Source organism: Paraburkholderia phenazinium (genome assembly GCF_900100735.1).
GTDB classification, from domain to species: domain Bacteria; phylum Pseudomonadota; class Gammaproteobacteria; order Burkholderiales; family Burkholderiaceae; genus Paraburkholderia; species Paraburkholderia phenazinia.
Window position 1 is genome coordinate 115,937 of record NZ_FNCJ01000007.1, and the last position, 18,189, is coordinate 134,125.

Annotated in this window: 16 protein-coding genes; 10 read left to right on the forward strand and 6 right to left on the reverse strand. The window is 63.7% G+C overall.

The window, feature by feature from the left end:
- Window positions 1-270 precede the first annotated feature (270 nt).
- Window positions 271-834 (forward strand): YbaK/EbsC family protein, encoded by a 564-nt coding sequence (locus BLQ92_RS17590; RefSeq protein WP_090685811.1) that lies wholly within the window; start codon window positions 271-273, stop codon window positions 832-834.
- A gap of 184 nt (window positions 835-1,018) precedes the next feature.
- Complete coding sequence (locus tag BLQ92_RS17595) at window positions 1,019-1,654, forward strand: hypothetical protein (protein ID WP_090685812.1); 636 nt, start codon at window positions 1,019-1,021, stop codon at window positions 1,652-1,654.
- 66 nt (window positions 1,655-1,720) lie between these two features.
- On the opposite strand, the gene pstS is transcribed toward BLQ92_RS17595, so the two are convergent.
- The 4 genes from pstS to BLQ92_RS17615 form a co-directional block, all read right to left on the reverse strand.
- The gene (gene pstS, locus BLQ92_RS17600) at window positions 1,721-2,812 is read right to left on the reverse strand and encodes a phosphate ABC transporter substrate-binding protein PstS (protein WP_090685813.1); all 1,092 of its coding nucleotides are present in this window, start codon (window positions 2,810-2,812) and stop codon (window positions 1,721-1,723) included.
- 66 nt (window positions 2,813-2,878) lie between these two features.
- Window positions 2,879-4,321 (reverse strand): MFS transporter, encoded by a 1,443-nt coding sequence (locus BLQ92_RS17605; protein WP_208449397.1) that lies wholly within the window; start codon window positions 4,319-4,321, stop codon window positions 2,879-2,881.
- Window positions 4,322-4,834: 513 nt separating this feature from the next.
- Complete coding sequence (locus tag BLQ92_RS17610; RefSeq protein ID WP_090685815.1) at window positions 4,835-6,232, reverse strand: MFS transporter; 1,398 nt, start codon at window positions 6,230-6,232, stop codon at window positions 4,835-4,837.
- A 218-nt stretch (window positions 6,233-6,450) separates the two neighbouring features.
- Entirely contained in the window at window positions 6,451-8,022 is a 1,572-nt protein-coding gene (locus tag BLQ92_RS17615) for an amidase (protein WP_090685985.1), read from the reverse strand.
- A 252-nt stretch (window positions 8,023-8,274) separates the two neighbouring features.
- On the opposite strand from BLQ92_RS17615, the gene BLQ92_RS17620 reads away from it, so the two are divergent.
- The 5 genes from BLQ92_RS17620 to BLQ92_RS17640 all read left to right on the forward strand — a co-directional run bounded on the left by BLQ92_RS17620 (window position 8,275) and on the right by BLQ92_RS17640 (window position 13,715).
- Window positions 8,275-9,450: a glutathionylspermidine synthase family protein gene (locus BLQ92_RS17620; RefSeq protein ID WP_090685816.1), complete on the forward strand. Its 1,176-nt coding sequence runs from the start codon at window positions 8,275-8,277 to the stop codon at window positions 9,448-9,450.
- 4 nt (window positions 9,451-9,454) lie between these two features.
- On the forward strand, window positions 9,455-9,931 hold the full coding sequence (locus tag BLQ92_RS17625; RefSeq protein WP_090685817.1) for a hypothetical protein: 477 nt from the start codon (window positions 9,455-9,457) through the stop codon (window positions 9,929-9,931).
- 70 nt (window positions 9,932-10,001) lie between these two features.
- Complete coding sequence (locus tag BLQ92_RS17630; RefSeq protein ID WP_090685818.1) at window positions 10,002-10,943, forward strand: LysR substrate-binding domain-containing protein; 942 nt, start codon at window positions 10,002-10,004, stop codon at window positions 10,941-10,943.
- A 167-nt stretch (window positions 10,944-11,110) separates the two neighbouring features.
- Window positions 11,111-12,418 carry an MFS transporter gene (locus BLQ92_RS17635; RefSeq protein WP_090685819.1) on the forward strand — a complete coding sequence of 436 codons (1,308 nt, stop codon included), beginning with the start codon at window positions 11,111-11,113 and terminating at the stop codon, window positions 12,416-12,418.
- Window positions 12,419-12,467: 49 nt separating this feature from the next.
- Window positions 12,468-13,715 (forward strand): metal-dependent hydrolase family protein, encoded by a 1,248-nt coding sequence (locus BLQ92_RS17640; protein ID WP_090685820.1) that lies wholly within the window; start codon window positions 12,468-12,470, stop codon window positions 13,713-13,715.
- A gap of 36 nt (window positions 13,716-13,751) precedes the next feature.
- On the opposite strand, the gene BLQ92_RS17645 is transcribed toward BLQ92_RS17640, so the two are convergent.
- A complete protein-coding gene (locus BLQ92_RS17645; protein ID WP_090685821.1) occupies window positions 13,752-14,678 on the reverse strand; it encodes a DMT family transporter in 927 nt (308 codons plus the stop codon).
- Between the two features lie 147 nt (window positions 14,679-14,825).
- Here BLQ92_RS17645 and BLQ92_RS17650 point away from each other — a divergent pair, with 147 nt between their 5' ends.
- Both BLQ92_RS17650 and BLQ92_RS17655 read left to right on the forward strand, forming a co-directional pair.
- Complete coding sequence (locus BLQ92_RS17650; protein WP_090685822.1) at window positions 14,826-15,746, forward strand: LysR family transcriptional regulator; 921 nt, start codon at window positions 14,826-14,828, stop codon at window positions 15,744-15,746.
- 106 nt (window positions 15,747-15,852) lie between these two features.
- Window positions 15,853-16,248, forward strand: a complete 396-nt coding sequence (locus BLQ92_RS17655; RefSeq protein WP_090685823.1) for a PPC domain-containing DNA-binding protein — start codon at window positions 15,853-15,855, stop codon at window positions 16,246-16,248.
- On the opposite strand, the gene BLQ92_RS17660 is transcribed toward BLQ92_RS17655, so the two are convergent.
- Entirely contained in the window at window positions 16,218-17,018 is an 801-nt protein-coding gene (locus BLQ92_RS17660; protein WP_244106468.1) for a helix-turn-helix transcriptional regulator, read from the reverse strand. The two genes, BLQ92_RS17655 and BLQ92_RS17660, sit on opposite strands and share 31 nt — an antisense overlap.
- A gap of 102 nt (window positions 17,019-17,120) precedes the next feature.
- Here BLQ92_RS17660 and BLQ92_RS17665 point away from each other — a divergent pair, with 102 nt between their 5' ends.
- Window positions 17,121-18,188: a zinc-binding dehydrogenase gene (locus BLQ92_RS17665; RefSeq protein ID WP_090685824.1), complete on the forward strand. Its 1,068-nt coding sequence runs from the start codon at window positions 17,121-17,123 to the stop codon at window positions 18,186-18,188.
- The last annotated feature ends 1 nt before the right edge of the window (window position 18,189 follow it).

The following is an 18,189-nucleotide window of genomic DNA, read 5'->3' on the forward strand; positions in this document are numbered from 1 at the left end:
CGAGCCCGCACAGCAAGCGAAGGCAAAGAGGGAAGAGCGAAGGCAACCGGTTTGATTTAAGAACACGCAAAGCCCCTGGGTCGTTATCTTCAGTTCGTCCGTGTCATCCGGGTGGACGGCTAGGGGCAGGATAAGAGACCGCGTGCCAAATTGAAAATACATATGAGTGAGGATTGCCATACCTATTGCATATAGCAAGGCCGTTCCACACACGCTGCGCGCAAAAGTATGACCCGCTAGAATAGCCACAAGCCAAACCGTCTGCCTGCCATGCACTCACACGAATCCCTGCAGAAACTCAACATCATTGCCCCCGACCAGCTCGCGGCTCATCTTCCGGCGCATGTCATCGAGCACTTGCCGCCAAACGAAGTGATCGTCTTCGCGGTCAGCGACGACGCTTCGGACACCACGGCGTTCAGCGCGCGTTACGGCTTCGGTCTGGAAGACTGCGCGAACACCATCGTGATCCGCTACAAGAAAGACGGTGCCGAGCAGTACGCGGCCATCGTGACACTGGGCTCGCTGCGCCTCGATATCAACGGGGCCGTGAAGGCGCACCTCGGTGCACAGCGGCTTTCGTTCGCCAAGCGGGAGGTTGCGGTCGAACATAGCGGCATGGAGTTCGGCGGCATCACCGCGTTTGGGGTGCCGGACGACTGGCGCGTTCTGGTCGACGCTGCGGTGATGGAGCGTGTGCAAGTCGTGATGGGGGCGGGCGTGCGCGAGGCCAAGCTGTTGCTGCCGCCGGCGGTACTGCGCAGTTTGCCGAACTGCGAGGTCGCTTCGCTGACCTTTCCCGAGGTCCCTGCGCAAGCCGAGCGCGACTCCTGAATTCTCAGTCACTTCAAACACTTGGCTCGTTTGCAGGCAAGTTATCCACATCCTTGTTAACAGATTGTGTGGACAACTTGCTGGCCGACGCTCGCCGGCTCACCGGCGAGCCGCCCGTAAAACTCCGGTGTTTAATTTAAACCGTATATACTGTTTATATTGTTTATGACCCGGAGATGACAGAATGAACGAACCCAGCATCAAGAAGCCGACCAAGAAGGCCTTTCACTTCCCGAAGGGCGCGACGGCGCAAGACGCCACGGCGGACAAGCAAGCCTCCGCGCCGGTTGAAGCGACTGTGAAGGCGAAGACGAAGACTGCCGCTGAACCGAAGGCATCGCGCAAGTCAGCCGGGAAGGTCGCAGCGGCGCCGAAGGCAGATGCCGCAGCCAAAGAAAAGGCAGCACCGAAGGCGAAAGCCGCACCGAAAGAAAAGGCCGTGCCGAAGCAAAAGGCTGCCCCGAAGCAGAAGGCCGCTCCGAAAGAGAAGGCTGTCGAAGCGAGCGTAGTAGTCGCCGCCGAGAAGCCGAAGCGCGTCAAGAAGGACCCGGCAAAGAAAGAAGCCGCGAAGAAAGAGGTCGCGAAGAAGGAAGTCGTGAAGAAAGAAAAAGTCGTGCGCGACAGCTTCACGATGCCCAAGTCGGACTACGCAAAGATTGCTGCCTTGAAGCAGAAGTGCCTCGACGCCGGCATTTCGGTGAAGAAAAGCGAAGTGCTGCGCGCAGGTTTACTGCTGCTGGAAGGTGCAACGTCGCAGCGTCTGCTGGCTGCCATCTCGGCGGTCGAAACCGTCAAGACCGGCCGTCCTTCGAAAGCATAACGCAGAGACATACCAGGCGAAACCGAACGGCGCACCCGATAAAAGGTGCGCCGTTGGCATTTCTGCTTAGCGAATCGACTGAATCTGCGCCTGACTCAGTTCCCACGTATGCGGCGGCAGCGGAATGAAGTGCACTGTATCCAGATACGCCTCATTGGTCTCGGACGGCACGATCGACCACAGCAGGAAGCGGCGCAATGCGGCGGCCGTCGCCGGGTCGGCTTGTTTCATCGAGACCACAGCATACTCGTAGTTCACGAGCGGATAAGAGCCCGAAGCCGGCGCATACACCAGGCTCAGACGTTCGTCAGCCGGTGTGCGCGGCCCCAGCGATGCGGCACCCGCCGTGATCGTCTCCTTGGTAGGTAGCACGAATTCTCCGGCCCCATTCTTCAGTGCGGCCGTACCCAATTGAGCGGTGGCCAGCTTGTCGCTAAAGCTGACGCCCACATAACCGATCGAGTAGGGCGTCGTCTGCAACGCCTGCACCATCCCCGCATTGCCCGTCGCCGTGGCGCTGCCCGGCACGTTCGGCCACGAGATCGTCGTGCCATATCCATTGGCGTTTTCCCAGTCCGGCGTCGCGAACGAGAGGAATTGCGTGAACACGAACGTATCGCCGGAACCTTCAGCCCGCCGCAGCGGCACGATGGCGTGATGGGGCAGCGTCACACCGGAATTGAGCGCTCCGATCTGCGGGGCATCCCAGCTACGGATCTTGCCGCTGTAGATTCCGGCTAACACCGGACCGTCCAGTTTCAGATGGATCGTGTTGAGGCCAGGCAGGTTGTAGTTGATCGTCTGCGCGGCGATCGCCAGCGGCACGTTGATGATCTGCGGATGCTGCCGCATCTCGGCATCGGACATATACGCGTCCGAGGCGCCGATCAGCACCTTGCCCGCCAGCACCTGCTGGATGCCGGCTTCGGAGCCGGTCCCGGCAACGCTAATGTGAATGCCCGGATGCGTCTTCGTGTACGCATCCACCCAGGTCGTAAACAGCGGGTATAGCAGGGTCGAACCGGTCTCGGTGAGCGTGAGGTCTTGTGCAGTGGCCAGCGCGCTCGTCATCATCGCGAGCGCCGCTACGCACAGCGGCGCGGCGGCCAAACCGCGCCAGCGCAGGCGCAGTGCCGGGTTCTTAACGTCGTGAGTCATGCCTCTCTCCGTCGCAATACTGGGAAGCCATCGTTGGTATGGGGAAACAGGGCGGTGCGCAAACGTCTAGTGTCCAATCTCGTCCAGGCTCACGCCGTTCGTCTCGATGCGGAATACCCACGTCACCACCGCGCCGAGAATCGAGGTGCCCACGAGGATATAGAGCAGCGGACCCGTACCGATGCCGGACAACAGGATCGGGAACAGGAACGCCGTTGCCACCGCGCCGATCTTGCCGACCGCGGCCGCGAAGCCTGCACCGGTGCCGCGAATCGCCGTCGGGAACACTTCGCCGGCCAGCAGATAGGTCTGCGCGTTCGGCCCCAGGTTGGTCATAAAGTTGAACAGCATGAAGCCGGCGAAGATGATGACCGTTTTGGTCGATCCTTCAAACCCATCGGAGAACGAAGCGATCAGCAAGCCCGCCGCGCAGCCGATGAAGCCGATCACCTGCAGCCAGATCCGGCCGACCCGGTCCGCCAGGATCACCGCGAAGACGATGCCGACGATCAGCAGCATTGTGATCAGCGCAGCGCCCTTGGCGGCGAGGATGTCGTTGAGGATCAGGTCGGTGATACTGCGTACGTGGTCGGGCTTGGCGCCGAATGCGGCGCCGAGGATCGTCGGCGTGAAGATACCGATTCCGTACGTGCCCAGATCCTGCAGGAACCATGGCACCGAGGCGAAGATCGTCGCGCGCAGATTGCGCCTGGCGAACAGCGCCAGGAAGCTCCCCTTACCGTGGCCGGTCGCGGCATCGTCGAGCTCGCGCGAGAGCGCGATGCTGGTCGGGTACTGCGGCGTGCGCACGAGCAGGCGTTTCGCGGCCTCTTCGGCGCGATCGACCGCACCGCGGATATGCAGCCAGCTCGGGCTCTCTGTGATGAAGAAGCGGCCAATCGTCACCGCCAGTGCCGGGATGATCGCCGTGCCGTACATCCAGCGCCATGCATCGAGGTTCGGGATCGTCGAGAGGACCAGAAAGCCCACAGCCGTGCCGCCCAGTGCGCCGAGCGCCTGGAAGCCGAACGCCGCCAGCACCAGTTTGCCGCGGCTGGTGCTTGGGATGCTCTCTGAGATGATCATGTGCGCCGTCGGATAGTCGCAGCCGAGCGCCACGCCGAGGCCGAACAGGCAGATCACGAGCGAGACGAAGTTGGTGCACATCACCAGCAGCACGAGGAACGCGACGAAGATCACCATCTCGACAATGAACATCCGCTTGCGCCCGAAGTAATCGGACATGCCGCCCAGACCCACTGCACCGACCAGAATCCCCATCAGGCTCGCCGCGCTGATCAGACCGTTCTGCGCCGCGCCGATGCCGAACTCGCGCGAGATCAGCGGCAGGGCCACACCGGTCATGAAGACGACGAAGCCTTCGAAGAACTTGCCGGCCGCCGCGAGCGCCCAGATGCGCCACTGCATGCCGGTCATCGGTACGGAGGGCAGGTGTGTGCCGTCCGGCCACATCGGACGCTCGTCGATGTACTGCTGAACGGATTTCATTTTGGCCTGCCGCAAGCTGTCGGAATCTGCCACATCATGCATACCAAGCTCCTTGTGGATGTGTTGCTACTGCGCTGGCGATGGGGCGCAGGAGGCGTGCCGTCAAGACGCGCACTCTTGCTTCGCGGCGTGTCACGCGCGCCCGCAGCGGGGGCGCTGATCTGTCAAATGGGACCTGGCGGGTGCGGGGCGGGCGGTTCGAGCAGCGACGCGACACCCTCGCATGGACTTGCGATGCCAGGCGCCCATGTTGCAGCGTATGGGTGTCGTGCAGATGACAGCAGGGCTATACGGGAGTGCTAAGAGATCGACGAAGCATCGATGTTGCGCCGCAATGGAGGATGCGGCAGGCGCGATGAGAGCGGTGTTGGCCACGACACACCGCGTGGTTTGGCGGTATGTAATCCAGGTGCAACGTGAATGTAAAGTTTGGGGCGGGTGATCGTGCTCTGCGCGCGATCAGGCGGGAAGGTTAAATCGCATTGTTAAACCCGCACGCTTGACGGGTTCATCTCACCCGCGACTGCCCCGCGAAATTTCTTCGCCAGCGCGATGCGGCAAGCGCAAGGTGACCGGAATCGAGGCGAACGAGCAGAGTCCCACTACGAGGAACGCCGGCCAGAAGTCGCTCCACACAATATGTGTATGGCCGTTCAGCACGCGCGTAATCTGCAGCACGATGCCGCCCACCGTTACCCCGAGGCCGAGCGACATCTGCTGCACGACGCTGCCGAGACTGGTGGCGCGGCCCACATCGCGGCTTGCGATCTCCGCGTAGGTCAGCGAGTTCAGACTGGTAAACTGCAGCGCTGGAAAGAATCCGCCGAGCAGCACCACGAACCAGATCAGCCAGGTGGGCGTACCGGGGAAAAAGGCGCCGCAGATCGCGATTGCGATACCGGAGAGCGCGGCATTGACCACCAGCACATCGCGAAACCCATAGCGCCGCAATACCGTCGACGCGATGGTCCGCATGAACATCCCGCCGAACGCCGAAGCACAGGTAATCAAGCCAGATTCGAAAGCGGTCTTGCCGAGTCCCTCCTGCAACAACAACGGCAACAGAAACGGCAAGGCCCCGAGGCCGATCCGAAACAGCGAGCCACCTGCGACGCTCGCCTGGAATGTGGGAATACGCAGAAAGCGCAGATCGAGCAGTGGCAATTTAATGCGCAGGGCATACGGCACGTAGGCCGCCAGCAAAAACGCGCCGCACACGCACATGCCGACGGCGTTACCGTTGGAGATGGTCTCACCGCCGATCAGCGACAGCCCGAGCAGAAACAAGGCCGCACCGCCCGCCGACAAAAAGAAGCCGATCCAGTCGAGCGGCCCCGGATGCGGCTCGCGCGTGTTGACGATATGGCGGTTGGTCAGATAGATGCCGAGCACCCCGATCGGTACGTTGATGAAGAAGATCAGGCGCCAATGCAGATAGGTGGTGATGAAACCGCCCAGCAGCGGACCGGCTGCTGGGCCGAGCATGGCTGGCACGCTCAGATAATTCATCGCGCGAATGAACTCGGATTTGGGCACCACGCGAAAGATGATGATGCGTCCGACCGGCACCATCATCGCGCCACCCACGCCTTGCACGAAGCGCGCGAGCGTGAAGGTGGCGAGCGAGCCCGAGGCTGCGCACAGCAGCGAACCGGCCACGAAGATGCCGATCGCGGTGCGAAACACGGTGCGCGCGCCGAAGCGGTCGGCGAGCCAGCCGCACACGGGGATGAACACGCCGAGTCCGAGCACATAGCTCGTTACCGCAATCTTGAGGGTGACCGGGTCGCGGCCGAAGTCGCGCGCCATCGAGGGCAGGGCGGTCACGATGACGTTCGCATCGACACTCTCCATGAACATCGCGCACGCGACGATGAGCGGGGCGAGAAGCGCTTTCTGGACAAGTGTCATGGATACGACGGTCTGAAGAAGGCCTGCGAAGTGCCGATTATGGCATCGGAAGGCGAGGAATTGCTATGAAGTGTTCCCTACATGAAACAGATTGAAACAGATGGCGCGTTGCGCAGACAAGCGCAACGCGCGAGAGCAGCGCGTGAAATCCTTTAGTGAATACGGGCCTTCACGCGCCGGAGACGGGAGATAGAGCGAAGCGAAGTGGTGCCGGTGTTTCAGGCCGCAATCGGCGGCATGCTCGACTGCTTGATGAACTGCGGCTCCTGGCGCCATTGGGTCGCCTGCTCGAACGCGTAGCCAAGACCCAGCAAACGCGCCTCGCTCCATGCTGGGCCGACGAACGACAAGCCAATCGGCAGGCCACGCACCAGGCCGGCCGGCACCGTCAGATGTGGATAGCCGGCCACGGCGGCTGGCGTGGAGAAACCGTCGCCACCACTATCGCCGTTGATGAAGTCGGTCAGCCACGTCGTGCCGCCGGTCGGCGCGACGATGGCATCGAGCCGGTGTTCGCGGATCGCCCGGTCGATGCCGTCCTCACGCGAGCCCTTGCGACAGGCGGCCAGCGCCTGCACATAAGCGTCGCTGTCGAGGCCGCCGAGCGCCTCGGCCTGAATCAGCAGCTCTTGACCGAAATACGGCATCTCACTGTCGCGGTGGGCGTTATTGAAGGCGATCACATCGGCGAGCGTGCGAATCGGCGCGTGCGGTGCAAACGTTGCGAGCCAGAGTGGCAGATCGTGCTTGAACTCGTGTAGCAGCACGGCCTGCTCTTCGCTTTCGTAGTTCACCTTCGGCAGGTTGATCGGATCGATCAGTTCGGCGCCCAGCAGCACCAGTTGGGCCAGCGCGTATTCGATGCGTTGGTCGATTTCATCATGGCCGGTAAAGAACTCGCGGGCCACGCCGATGCGCGCCCCACGCAACGCGTTCTTATCCAGCGCGCCGAGATAGTCGCCAGGCGGGGGGGCGCCGAGGGTGGCCGGATCGCGCGGGTCGGGGCCCGCCAGCGCGCTGAGCAGCAGGGCCGCGTCGCTGACGGTGCGCGTGATGGGCCCGGGCGTATCCTGGGTGTGCGAGATCGGGATGATGCCGTCGCGGCTGATGCGCCCGACCGTGGGTTTCAGACCGACCACGCCCATGATGGACGATGGCGACACGATCGAGCCATCCGTCTCGGTGCCGATCGCCATCCGGGTGAGGTTCGCCGCAACCGCCGCCGCCGAGCCCGAACTGGACCCGCTGGTGGAGCGGTCCAGCGCGTAGGGGTTGCGTGACAGGCCGCCGCGTCCGCTCCAGCCGCTCGTCGAACGCGTGGAGCGCAGGTTGGCCCACTCGCTCAGATTGGTCTTGCCGAGGATCACGCCGCCCGCTGCGCGCAGCCGCTCGACCAGATGCGCGTCGCGCGTGGCGCGCACACCGTCGAGGGCCAACGAGCCGGCGGTGGTCGCCATGCGGTCGCCGGTCGTGATGTTGTCCTTGATGACGACCGGCATGCCGTGCAGCGGCCCGCGCAGCTTCCCGGCGGCGCGCTCGGCGTCGAGCGCGGCGGCCGTCTGCATGGAGTCGGGATTGAGTTCGATGATGCTGCGCAACTCCGGGCCGTGCCGGTCGAGCGCGGCGATTCGCTCCAGATAGTAGTGGCTCGTGCGCACGGCGTTGGCCGGGTCAGGGGCGCCGCTTGGGCCGGCGTCGCGGGCGAGGCCTGTGGGCAGGGCAGACGCGTTCCGTGTGGAGATCGCGGAGGCCAGCAAGCCGAGTGAAGCGAAGAAACGACGTCGTCTCATAGTGAAGATCTTGTTGAAATGTGAACGTGGAAGCCGCGCGCGGTGTGCTTCCATGCTGTTGCCGTCGCACCCGGGTGGCCGAGGCGAATCGCAATCGCGCGAGATTACCTTAACAAAATTAGACGGCGGGGAAAGCCCGTGCTGCGGACGAGGCGAAGCAGCCGTTGGCGCGACAGCTTCTGCGCGCGCTGATTAGAGATAAGCGATGCGCTACCATATGGCGACGCAACGGACAGTACAACAACAAACGTCATGCAAAGAATCAAACAGGTTCCACGCGCGGACTGGCCGCAGCGTATGGACGAGATCGGGTTTCGCTTTCACTCCATCGACAAGGACGGCGTCGCCCAGACGCCCGACGCGAGCCAGTTTCCGTATTGGCTCGAAGACGCGGCCTACGTGTTCAGCGAGGCCGAAATCGAGGCATTGTGGGCCGCCACCTGCGAGCTTCATGCGCGCTGCCTCGAGGCCGTGGACTACGTGATCCGCGCCAACCTGTTTGCGCGGATGGCCATTCCCACCGCCTTCGAGGGCCTGATTCGCGCCTCATGGGAGCGGCGCGATCCGTCCGTGTATGGACGTTTCGACCTGACGCTCGATGCGAACGGCGTGCCCAAGCTCTACGAATACAACGCGGATACGCCGACCTCGCTGATCGAGTCGAGTCTCGCGCAATGGTTCTGGAAGACCGATGTGCAACCCGCGCATGACCAGTTCAACAGCATCCATGAAGCGCTGATCGAACGCTGGGGTGCGCTGCGCCGGCATTACCCGGACATCGTCACGCTGCACTTCGGTTGCATCTTCGATAGCCTCGAAGACATCGGCAACGTCGAATACATGATGGAAACTGCCGTGCAGGCTGGCTGGCGGGTCAAGATTCTCGACATGAGACGTGTCGGCGTGGACGCGGCCAGCCACTTCTACGACGAGCAGGATGAGCCGATCCAGTTGATGTTCAAGCTGTATCCGTGGGAGTGGATGATTCGCGAGCAGTTCGGCCGCCACCTGATTACGAGCCCTACGCGCTGGGTCGAGCCACCCTGGAAAATGATCCTTTCCAACAAGGCGATTCTGCCGATCCTCTGGCAACTGTTTCCCGATCATCCGAACCTGTTGCCGGCGTCGTTTACGCCGTATCAGTTCGACGGTGTGCCGCATGCGAAGAAGCCGTTCTACTCGCGTGAAGGCGCGAACGTGTCGCTGGTTATGGACGATGGGCAGGTGATTGCCCATGACGGCCGCTATGGCGAAGAGGGTTTTATCTATCAGGCCTTCGCGCCGTTGCCGCGTTTTGGCGAGCGCTACTCGACCTTGGGGGCCTGGGTGGTGGGGGATGATGCAGTGGGGCTGTGCCTGCGCGAAGAGTTTCATCCGATCACGAAGAACACTAGCTATTTCGTGCCGCATTACTTCGTCAAGAGTTGAACCGATGACAATGCACCGAACACAAAAACGGCCGACACTGTTACTGATCGGCGCGGCTGGGGCACTGGCCGGGGTTGGCCTCATTGCCGGGTGCCATAACGACACGCCGGTGCAGGTCGAACGGGCGGAGTATGCCTCGCTAGCCGATTGCGAACGCGACTGGAACCGTCCTGACGATTGCACGTCGGCCGCGGTCGGCGGCCAACCTGGGTCGGGGACTTCGGGTTCTGGCGGCGGGCATGGCGGATTTAGCGGCGCTCATTGGTATGGGCCGTACTACACCCGTAGCGGCATGGTATATCACGCGAACGGCGACGAAACCAATGAAGTCGTACGCGTTGGCCATTCGACCGGAGTGAGCGAGTCGACCCACACGGAGCGGTCTTTGACTGGGCACAGCGGCGGGGAGGACGGCATCTCCCGCGGCGGATTTGGCGAGTCGGCGCATGCGGGGGGCGGGGAAGGCGGGCACGGGGGGTAGGGGCACACGCAAGCGCTGTGGCAGCCCCCCAGCGTTATGATGACCCCACCGATCACGACACCCCCTCACCATGCGCATCGCTCCACTCCCGCCGCTCCAATGCCTGATCGCATTCGAATCGGCCATGCGTCATGCGAGCTTCACCAAGGCCGCTGCCGAACTGCATCTGACGCAAAGCGCGATCAGCCGTCAGATCGCGCAACTCGAAGATTTCCTGGGACGCTCGCTATTCATACGCGAGCATCGGGCGTTGCGGCTCACCATCGCCGGTGAACGCTACGCCAAGCACGTGCAGTGGCTGTTGACCAACTGCTCGGAAGCGACACTCGACGTGATGAAGCGCTACGGCGACCAGGAACTGACCATAGCGTGCTCCTCAGGCGTCGCCGTTCTGTGGCTGACGCCGCGCCTCGGCGCCTTCCGCGCGGCCTATCCGAACGTCCATGTGCGCATGATCGTGCACGACGGACTGGCCTCGCTGTCGCCGGCAGAATTCGACGTCGGCCTGTACTACATCCGGCAACGTGCCGAGCCACACTTCGCTGCGCGGCGGATCTTCGACGAAGAGGTCTATCCCGTCTGTTCGCCTGGCTATCTCGGCGGCCGCCAGCTTGACGCAGCCGATCTCGCTCAGGAGACCTTGCTGATGCAGGAAGACGGTCAGCGGCAGTGGATGTCGTGGCCCGAGTGGTTCCGGCTAAACAGCGTGCAAATGCCAGCTTCGCCGAAATCGGTAGTGGTGAATTACTATCCGCAACTGGTGCAGATGGCGATTCTCGGCCAGGGCGTGGTGCTCGGCTGGCGTCATATGATCGACGCGTGCCTCGCCGAAGGCTTGCTGGTGCGCGCCACGCGTGCTTCGGCCAGTCATGGCGGCGGCTATTATGTGGTGTCGCCGAACGATCGCTCGCAGAACCAGGCGGCGCGTCTCTTTACGAACTGGTTGTTCGAGCAGGCCGAGCAACAGATGCAGCAGGCGCAACAACCGCAACAACTGCAACAACCAAAGTAGACAGCGGCTTGCCGGGCTTCGCATGCGCTATACGCATGCATGCATGCGATTCTTTCGTTTCAGAAAAAAATCAGATCTCTTCTAGGATCGGCGTTGTGCATGTGGAGGCGCCGCTCAATCCCGAACCGGCGTGCTGCTGACAGCCGATTCAGATGAGGAAAGAGACCATGCAAGGAACGCTTTCACCGCACGTCGCACTGCCGCTCGATTCGCTGGCCCGGCAACGGCGCCGCGCGATTCTCGCCACGGTCCTTGGTAACGGCCTCGAGTGGTTCGACTTCACCGTGTACAGCTTCTTTGCGGTCATCATCGCCAAGCTGTTTTTCCCCACCGGCAATGAGTTGACTTCGCTGCTGCTGACGGTGGCGACTTTCGGTGTCGGCTTTTTCATGCGGCCGGTGGGCGGAATCGTGCTGGGTGTCTATGCGGACAAAGTCGGGCGCAAGGCCGCCTTATCGCTGACCATTCTGTTGATGGCGGCGGGCACCGCGCTGATTGGCCTCGCACCCACCTACAGCCAGATCGGCGTGGCGGCGCCGCTGCTGATCGTCGTCGCACGCCTGCTGCAAGGCTTTTCGGCGGGCGGCGAGATGGGCAGCGCCACCGCGTTTCTGACCGAGTACGCACCGCCTGGAAAGCGCGCCTATTACTCGAGCTGGATCCAGTCGAGCATCGGTTTCGCCGTGCTGCTTGGCGCGGCCGTCGGCACCTTCGTGACCGCCAGTCTGAGCGCCGATGCGCTGCATTCGTGGGGCTGGAGAATGCCGTTCCTGATCGGCATCCTGATCGGACCGGTGGGCTACTTCATCCGCAGCCGGATGGATGAAACGCCGGCCTTTAGCGCGCTAGCAGAGGAAGCGAAGCAAGACTCACCACTCGCCGAAGTGCTGCAACGCTTTCCGCGCGAAACCTTCGCCAGTTTTTCGATGGTGATCCTCTGGACCGCGACTACCTACGTGCTGCTGTTCTACATGCCGACATACTCGGTGCGCACGCTGCATCTGCCGCAATCGCAGGGGTTTCTGGCCGGCATGCTGGGCGGGCTGATGATCATGTGTTTCTCGCCGGTGGTGGGCAAGCTCGCTGACCGGTTCGGGCGCCGCGTATTCCTGTCGGGCGCCGCCGCATCGATCCTGTTGCTCGCATGGCCGATGTTCGCGTACATCAACCGCGTGCCGGCACTGGCGTCGCTGCTCGTGTTTCAAGGTGTGTTCGGTCTCCTGATTGCTGCCTACACCGGGCCGATTCTCGCTGCGTTTGCCGAACTCTTCCCGACCAAGGTGCTGTCGACGGGCCTCTCGGTCGCCTACAACTTCGCGGTGACGATCTTCGGCGGCTTTGCGCCGTTCTTCATCACATGGCTGATTGCCTCCACCGGCAGCCATATGGCGCCGGCCATCTACGTGATGATCGCGGCGGCCATCAGCCTCATCGGAACCTTCTACGTGCGCGACCCCCGCCGTTTGCGCGGTTGAGGCTGAGCGTCGCCACGGCAGGCTCCTTCAATAAGCCAGGAAGCTATTCATGACCATCACGGTAATCAAAGGCGGCAACGTACTTGACCTGTCGCAGGGTACCTTGCTTGAACATCATCATGTCGTGATCGAAGACGCTCACATCGTCGAAGTTACCGACCGGCCCGTCGACCTGCCGGGTGCGCGCATTGTCGAGGCGCGCGGCAAGACGGTGATGCCGGGCCTGATCGACTGTCATGTGCATGTGCTCGCCTCGAGTGCTAACCTCGGCAGCAATGCGACGCAACCGAACATCCTCGCCGCCATCCGTGCGCTGCCGATTCTCGCCGCGATGCTCGGGCGCGGCTTCACCAGCGTGCGCGATGCCGGCGGTGCCGACTGGGGGCTGACCCAGGCGCTCGAAGGCGGACTCATTCCTGGGCCGCGTATCTTCCCCTCGGGCAAGGCGCTTTCGCAAACCGGCGGCCACGGAGATTTCCGGCCGCGCGGCGACATGCTTGAGCCGTGCTCGTGCTGCTTCAGGGCCGGGGCGATTGCACGCGTGGTGGACGGCGTGGACGCTGTGCGGCTGGCGGTGCGCGAAGAGATCCAGAAGGGCGCCACGCAGATCAAGATCATGGCCTCGGGCGGAGTTGCCTCGCCGACCGATCCGATCGGCAACACCCAATACTCGGAGGACGAGATCCGCGCGATTGTCGCCGAGGCGCAGGCGGCCAATACCTACGTGATGGCACATGCGTACACGGGCCGCGCGATCGCGCGCGCGGTGCGTTGTGGCGTGCGCACGATCGAGCACGGCAATCTGGTGGATGAGGCGGCGGCGCGTTTGATGCATGAGCATGGCGCTTTCGTCGTTCCTACACTCGTGACTTATGACGCGCTGGCGAAGCACGGTGCCGACTATGGGATGCCCGCCGATTCGATCGCCAAGGTCGAGACCGTTCGGCAAGCGGGCCGCGACTCGCTGCAGATCTACGCGCGTGCCGGTGTGCCGATGGGTTTCGGTTCGGACCTGCTCGGCGAGATGCATACATTCCAGAGCGATGAACTGCGGATTCGCGCCGAGGTGCTAGGCAATCTGGAGACGCTGCGCTCGGCCACCACGATTGCGGCGCAGATTGTCGATCGGCCCGGCAAGCTCGGCGTGATCGCCGCGGGGGCGATTGCGGATGTGCTGGTGGTGGACGGCGATCCGCTGCGCGATATCGGCGTGCTGACCGGCCAGGGTGAGCGCATCGAGTATGTGTTCCAGCGCGGGGAGGTGGTGAGCCAGCGCGGACGGGTGGCGTCGAAGTAAGCCCGCTGCGTTTGCGGCATGCGGCGCCGCCCGAACTTACGCCTGCTGCGACACCCCCGACACCTCGACCGGCGCCGCCTTGCTCCAGCGCACGGTCGCCAGCAGCGACGCCGCCACGATCAACCCGCCACCCACCCAGGCCGTCGCCGAAATCCTTTCCCCCAGCCATAGACACGCGAACAACGCCCCGAACGCCGGTTCGCTGCCCATCAGCAGCGCGACGCGGGTCGGGCTGCTGCGTTTGATCGCATAGTTCTGCGCGAAGAACGCAAACAGCGTACAGGCGAGCACCAGATAGAACACGCAGCCCCAGAAGGTCGCATGCCCGGCGAAGGAGGGCACGTGCTGCCATTGCCCACGCGCAAACAGCAGCATTACCGCCGCGCTGCCGAACGCCACCACGCCCGACTGCACGGCGGTGACGGTCAACGGCGGCAGCGCGGCGTGGCGCATGATCCGCTTGGTGACGCAGACGGTCAGCGCCCGCAGGGCCGCGGCCCCGAGGATCAGGGCATCGCCGGGATTGAACTCGAACGCGCCATCGCCGGCAAGCAGCCACGCTCCCAGCAGCGAGAGCGCGACCGCGCACCATTCGATGCGGGTCGGCCGGCGCTTGAGCAGCGACCACTCGACGAGCGGTGTGAACGCCACGCACAGGCTGATCAGGAATGCCGCGTTCGCTGCGCGCGTGAGCAGCAGGCCGAAGGTCTCGCACAGATAGATGCTGAACAGCAGCACACCGGCGCCGAGCGCACCGCGTAGGGCGCGGCCATCGGCATGCCGCAGGTTGCGCAGCGCCGGCGACAGAACTACGAAGGTGATGGCGAAGCGCAGCGCGAGCAGCCCGAGCACCGGGTAATAAACGAGCGCGCTCTTGGCGACGCCATAGCTGGTGCCCCACACCACGGCGACGGCCAGCAGCGTCAGGTCGGAGAGTAATTGCAGGCGTTCTTGTCTGGACATGGCGAACCTCTGAAGACGAATTCGTATTGTCGAGTGTTGCGCATGGGATGATAATTGGGCCGCCGTGCACAGATTTTATGTCGCAAACGCACTAATCTGGGGTGAGGGCTGTGCGGCTCCACGATTGGCTATTTCCTCCGAGTCACAATGAATCCCAACGAACTTTTCGCGTTGCTACCCGACATGGCGGTGTTCGCACGGGTCGTCGAAGCCGGCAACTTCTCGGTGGCGGCGCGCCAGCTCGGCAGCACGCCGTCGACGGTGAGCCGCCAGATCAAGCGCCTCGAAGAAGCGCTGGCGACGCGTCTGCTGGAGCGCTCGACGCGCAAGGTGCGGGTCACGGAATCGGGCGCCCAGGTGGCGCGCTACTGCCGGGAGATGGTGAGCGCCGCCGCCGGCGCGGTGGATGCAGCAGGGCAACTGGCGGGCCGGCCGCAGGGCAGGGTGAGCGTGAGTGCGCCGACGCAGTTTGCAAGAACCGTGATCCATCCGCTCGTGCCGGGCTTTTTGCGTACGTACCCGGAGGTCGACCTGCAGTTGCTCTATGCGGACCACGACGTCGACCCGCTCGAAGCCGGTCTCGACCTGGTGATCCGCTTGACCGATCGTCCCCCGCCGGGTCTCGCCGGGCGCAAGCTCGGCGCGGTGCGCTGGGTGCTGTGCGCGTCGCGGGCCTATCTGAAGGCGCGCGGCACGCCGCAACAGCCGCGCGATCTGGCCCGGCACGACTGCATCTATCTCGGCGAAACGGCGGACGACCACCGCTGGCGCTTGCGGCGCGGCAACCAGACGCAGAGCGTCGAAGTGCGCGGGCGTTATATCGCCAACCATGCCGGCGCGCGGCTCGAAGCGGCCCAGCAGGATTTCGGCATTGCCAACCTGCCGGAGTTCGCCGCCGCCGGTGCGCTCGAGCGGGGCGAACTGGTGCAGGTGCTGGCCGACTGGCAACTGGAGATGCAGGCGTACGTTGGCGCGGTGTGGCTGCTCTATCCGCCGAACCGGTTTTTGCCGCTCAAGGTGCGGGCGTTGATCGATTATCTGGTGGAGCACTTGAACAACGGTGGGTGATGAGCCGCAAGCTCATGGTTCGATGATGGAAGCCTGGATGGCACAATAGCCGAAGCTGCGCAACGCAGCGTGCCTTTCGTGCCCGCTACCCACCTGGAGCCGAGCGATGCAAACCCATCCCGTCCGCCTGTTCCCCGGCGACGACCTGCGCGGCGCGCTTGAAGATACGCTGCGCGCGCTCGATCTCGAGGCGGCGTTCGTGTTGCAGGGGATCGGCAGCCTGAGCGTCGCGCAACTGCGCTTTGCGGGCGCCGAACAGGCCACCGAGTTGCGCGGCGATCTGGAAATCCTCACGCTCGCAGGATCGATCTCGCCGGACGGTGCGCATCTGCACATGTCGGTCTCCGACGCGCGCGGCCAGGTGCATGGCGGGCATGTGACGCCAGGCTGCACCGTTCGCACCACTGCCGAGATTCTGCTGGCGCTGCTGCCCGAACATCGCTTCACGCGCGAGCCCGATGCGGCTACCGGTTACCTGGAGTTGTTCGTTTCGATCCGATAGATCACTAGCTTGAGCGACGGATCGTCGTTCGCCTGGAACGTTGCATATTCCGCCCACAACCCTCCCTTCGTCGCATGATGAAGGCGCTTGCGTCCCGCAATGGCCGCCACAACGTCATGCGTTTCCCACCAGCCGGCGAATTCCGCGCAGCCCTCGTATAGCCGTTCCAGCAGTTCGATAAAGGCCGCATCGCCCGCCCACAGGTCGTGAACGGCGCGGAACTGCGCGACCATCCGCTTCGCTTCGCGCGCCCAGCCTGAACCGAACAGGGCTCGCGCATGCCGGTCCGTCAACATGTAGAGGAGGATGTTGCGCTCGGGCAGCGGGATCGTGCCGAAGTCCTTGAACAGATCCACCGCCGCTGCATTCCACGCGAGGATGTCCCAACGGCGCCCGGTGATATAGGCCGGTTCGGTGAGACTTTCGACCACTCGACGTACCGTATCCGGCACGCTTTCGAGTACGAACGGATGCCGTTGCGCGACGCGCGCCAGCGCTCGCAAATGCGCATGCTCGGCAGGTCCGAGGCGCAGCGCGTGGGCGAGCGCATCGACCGTGGAGGAGGAGGGGCTGACGTCGCGCCCCTGCTCGAGACGGATGTACCAGTCCACGCCGATACCGGCGAGTTCGGCCACTTCTTCGCGCCGCAGCCCGGGCGTGCGTCGGCGCCGGCTGCCGGCAATGCCGAGCGCGAGCGGATCCAGGCGCTCGCGGCGAGCCCGCAGGAAATTGCCGAGTTCGGCGCGGCTCGTGTCGTTCATGTCGCTCATGAAACATCCTTGGGAGGGACTCGCCAATCCTGGGATAATACCAGCCCTGTATGTGCCCTGAAGACGTGTCTACCATGACCTTTTCCCATAAGGAGAGACTCCATGAAGGCCGCTATGCTGAAGCAGTTCGGAACGCCGTTGACCGTTGAAGACCTGCCCGATCCGCAAGCGGGTGCGGGCGAGGTGGTGGTGGATGTCGTGGCTGCCCCGGTGTTGTCTTACGCTAACGAGGTATTCAGTGGTGCCAGGCAGTATCCGTTGCTGCTGCCGCTTGCGCCGGGTGTCGGCGCGATCGGCCGGGTGCATGCCGTCGGGCCGGACGCGACGCGTCTGAAGGTCGGAGACTGGGTCTTCTGCGACCCGACCGTACGTTCCCGAGACGACGCGATCTCCCCCGACGTCATGCTGCAAGGCTGGATCGCGCCCAGCAAAGGGGCGCAGCGCATGCAGGGTCATTTCCACCATGGACCGTTCGCCGAGCGCATGCTCGTGCCGATGGAGAACGCGTTCCCGCTCGGTGAACTGGACCACGTGGACGCGGGGCGCTGGTGCGGCTTGATGTCGATGCTGGTGCCCTACGGCGGGTTGCTCGCATCCGGTTTGCAGGCCGGCAACACGGTGCTGATCAGCGGCGCGACGGGCCATTTCGGCAGTGCGGGCGTGGCAGTTGCGCTGGCGATGGGCGCCGGTTGCGTGATTGCCCCAGGCCGCAACGAGCTGATGCTGGCCGACCTCGCACGCCGCTTCGGCCCGCGTGTGGTAACCGTGTTGCTGAGCGGCAAGGAGGCCGAGGACACGGCACGCATGCAGGAGGCCGCACGGGGGGCGATCGACGTCGTGCTGGATATCTTGCCGCCGTTGCGCGACGCGGCGCCGGTGCGCGCCGCCGCGATGACGGTGCGGCCTCACGGCACGGTGGTGCTGATGGGCGGCCTGCGGATCGGGGTGGAACTTCCGTACGCGCACCTGATGCGCAATTGCATCACCGTGCGCGGCCAGTACATGTATCCACGCGAGGCGCCGGCGCGTCTCGCCGCGTTGATCCGCACGGGGCTTCTGTCGCTCAACGGCTTCGAAGCGACGCGCTTTCCACTCGCTCAGGTGAACGATGCGGTGGTCCACGCGGCGGAGAATGGTGGACCGTTCCGGATCACGTATATCGAGCCGTAAG